Source organism: Pontibacterium granulatum (assembly GCF_029961155.1).
In the GTDB taxonomy this organism is placed as follows: Bacteria; Pseudomonadota; Gammaproteobacteria; order Pseudomonadales; family Balneatricaceae; genus Pontibacterium; species Pontibacterium granulatum.
In genome coordinates this window covers 1-2,353 of the sequence record NZ_JASBRH010000051.1, presented here as the reverse complement: position 1 = coordinate 2,353, position 2,353 = coordinate 1, and the positions used below count along the sequence as shown (strand labels likewise).

Here is a 2,353-nt window from a genome sequence, read left to right as displayed (position 1 = left end):
TATCAAAAGCACCAGGCGAAACGCTGAAACGAACAGGGAGAGCTGCGGTAGATGGGTGTTTTCACAGAAAAATGTCTAATCCGACAGCCTCGTTAAGTGGCCGAGTCGTGAAGGTAACGAATGAACAACGACAAGGAAGTAAGAAGGCAAACAGAGCGGCTTATCTATGGGTTGATAGTCGCATGTGGTTTGGGCGGTATTCTCTATCTGTTCGGGGCAGGTTTTGTCAGACTGATCAATGAGTATTTTGGAGTTGTACTTACCAGAACCGATCTTGAAATTATCTATGTGGTTTTGGTAGTGATATTAGTAAAGGCTTCCTTTTCAAGGATTGATAGGAAATATCGTGACTATTAGAAATGCCTCTAAAATACATGCACTTAACAAGCGGCTGTTGTTGCCACTGCGTGGCTGGGACTGCCTTTTAGCTGCTTCGCAGCTACAAGTCAGCCCCAAAGCCGGGCGTTAGAAGTTACGAAAGGAATCAACTATGAAAAATGAAATCCCATTTAACTGGTCAATGGCCGCAACGTTTACTTGGGCTATCTTCTGGCGATGGATTGTTGCTGGAATTATCCCTGGCATTATCTTTGCGATGGTTGTTCAAGTCTTGGAGTTACAAGGGGTTGCGTTAGAACTGTTTCAGCTGTTCGTAATGCCGATAGTTGGACTCTTCCTGAGCGTTAGGTGGCTTCTTGGTGGTGGTCGGTTTGGAAGCATAAAAATAATATTTATGGAACAGGCCCATTATCAAGAGCAGAGCAACGGTCAAGATTTAACTTCTAACAAGTCAACTCAACCGACTGCTGAATCGTCGGCTGATTGAAGCGTTACAAGTCCGAGTTACCCACGATTAGTAGACATCTTGCTTTTGGTTATATCAATCGACCTGAGTTTTAGAGAAAATACGAAAGTCAAGAGTCTACTGCTTGTAGGTAGGGCCAGTATGCCTACTGTATGGTCCAGTCTGATGAGACTGGAAAGGTAATCATATTCAAGGACAGATAATGAAAAAGCAGATCAGAAGATTCTCCCCTCATCAAAATGCAAAAGTTTTTGCCGTTCTTATGGCTGTCAGCATAGTCCCTTTTTTCGTACCAATGCTGATCATGATGGGATTTACGATGCCTGATGTAGATCGGCATGGTAATCCAATCGACTTTCCAATGATGATGTTTTGGATGATGCCGTTCATATATTTAATATTCGGTTATATATCAGTAGCTATAGGGTGTGCCATTTACAACTTTTTATTTAGATTTGTTGGTGGTATTGAAGTTGAAATCAGCGATATAGAAGATGCTTAACAAGTACGGGCACGCCCAGCCGCTAAGTGGCTTGGGCTCGCTTCTCACCCGCGCTGTAGGCTTTAGCTGTCGTAGAGTATCGAGATATGAAAAACGTATTCTTAGGGTTAATTTTAGGTGTGGCTTCTGGGTATGTCGTTGCGGATAGCCCTTCACCGTATGCTGGACAGGAATTAAGACGTATTAAGTCTCTCTCCGAAGAGCGTATTTCTGGGCTGCTCGATGGGAAAGGCCTGGGATATGCAAAAGTCGCTGAACTGAATGGCTTTCCAGGGCCCGCTCATGTGCTGGAGCTGGCCAATGAATTGAAGCTTTCCGAGAAGCAGCGGCAACAAACAACTTCTTTATTCAACGATATGAAATCTAAAGCGAAGGATTTGGGTGCTAAGCTTTTAGACGCTGAAAAGCAGCTTGATCAGTTGTTTCGCAACAATGAGATTTCTGAAGATATTGTTTCAAAGGAAACGAAAGTCATCGGTATTTTAGAAGGGCAGTTACGCGCAGCGCATGTTAATGCGCACATTAAGCAAAAAGCCCTGTTAACGGAGCATCAAATACGCATGTACAACCATCTTCGTGGGTACTCGGATGGTGGTCACAAGGGAAAAGATCACGATCATCATTAATAGTATTGCAGCTAACACGCGGCTGTTGGCACCACTGTGTGGTCGGGATAGCCGCTTCGCTGCTACACGCTAAATCCCACGCCGTGCGTTTTATGCCAGGTTCAGAGTGACTCATAAAAAGTGTGGAGTTGTCCTTATCTGGAGAGTTATCAAGACGGATGACTCTCCATCTAAACCTGCTACCATACGCGCCCTTATTAACATCCCAGGATTCTGAAGCATGAAAATCCATCGCATCAATCCGTGCAAACGCTGGTCGGATGCAACGGTTTACAACGGTATCGCTAACTTTGTTGAAGTGCCTGAAGGCGATCTGACGGCAGATATTGTAAACCTCCCCTAATTAGTTACACGCATAATTAGAGTTTTCCAGCGGGTCATGTTTGGCCAGATATTCCCAGGGGGTGAGGTCACCCAATG

At 44.6% G+C, this 2,353-nt stretch carries 4 protein-coding genes; all 4 read left to right on the top strand.

Annotated features, from left to right (window positions below):
- The first annotated feature begins 490 nt into the window (after positions 1-490).
- The 4 genes from QKW35_RS21160 to QKW35_RS21145 all read left to right on the top strand — a co-directional run bounded on the left by QKW35_RS21160 (position 491) and on the right by QKW35_RS21145 (position 2,276).
- The gene (locus QKW35_RS21160; RefSeq protein WP_282356366.1) at positions 491-826 is read left to right on the top strand and encodes a hypothetical protein; all 336 of its coding nucleotides are present in this window, start codon (positions 491-493) and stop codon (positions 824-826) included.
- Between the two features lie 181 nt (positions 827-1,007).
- A complete protein-coding gene (locus tag QKW35_RS21155) occupies positions 1,008-1,307 on the top strand; it encodes a hypothetical protein (RefSeq protein ID WP_282356363.1) in 300 nt (99 codons plus the stop codon).
- Between the two features lie 86 nt (positions 1,308-1,393).
- Positions 1,394-1,933 (top strand): Spy/CpxP family protein refolding chaperone, encoded by a 540-nt coding sequence (locus tag QKW35_RS21150; RefSeq protein WP_282356362.1) that lies wholly within the window; start codon positions 1,394-1,396, stop codon positions 1,931-1,933.
- Between the two features lie 220 nt (positions 1,934-2,153).
- Positions 2,154-2,276, top strand: a complete 123-nt coding sequence (locus QKW35_RS21145) for a RidA family protein (protein ID WP_282356361.1) — start codon at positions 2,154-2,156, stop codon at positions 2,274-2,276.
- Positions 2,277-2,353: the final 77 nt, after the last annotated feature.

Coding starts and splice junctions, on each gene's coding strand:
- QKW35_RS21160 (WP_282356366.1), top strand. CDS start 491: ATGAAAAATGAAATCCCATTTAACTGGTCAATGGCCGCAACGTTTACT.
- QKW35_RS21155 (WP_282356363.1), top strand. CDS start 1,008: ATGAAAAAGCAGATCAGAAGATTCTCCCCTCATCAAAATGCAAAAGTT.
- QKW35_RS21150 (WP_282356362.1), top strand. CDS start 1,394: ATGAAAAACGTATTCTTAGGGTTAATTTTAGGTGTGGCTTCTGGGTAT.
- QKW35_RS21145 (WP_282356361.1), top strand. CDS start 2,154: ATGAAAATCCATCGCATCAATCCGTGCAAACGCTGGTCGGATGCAACG.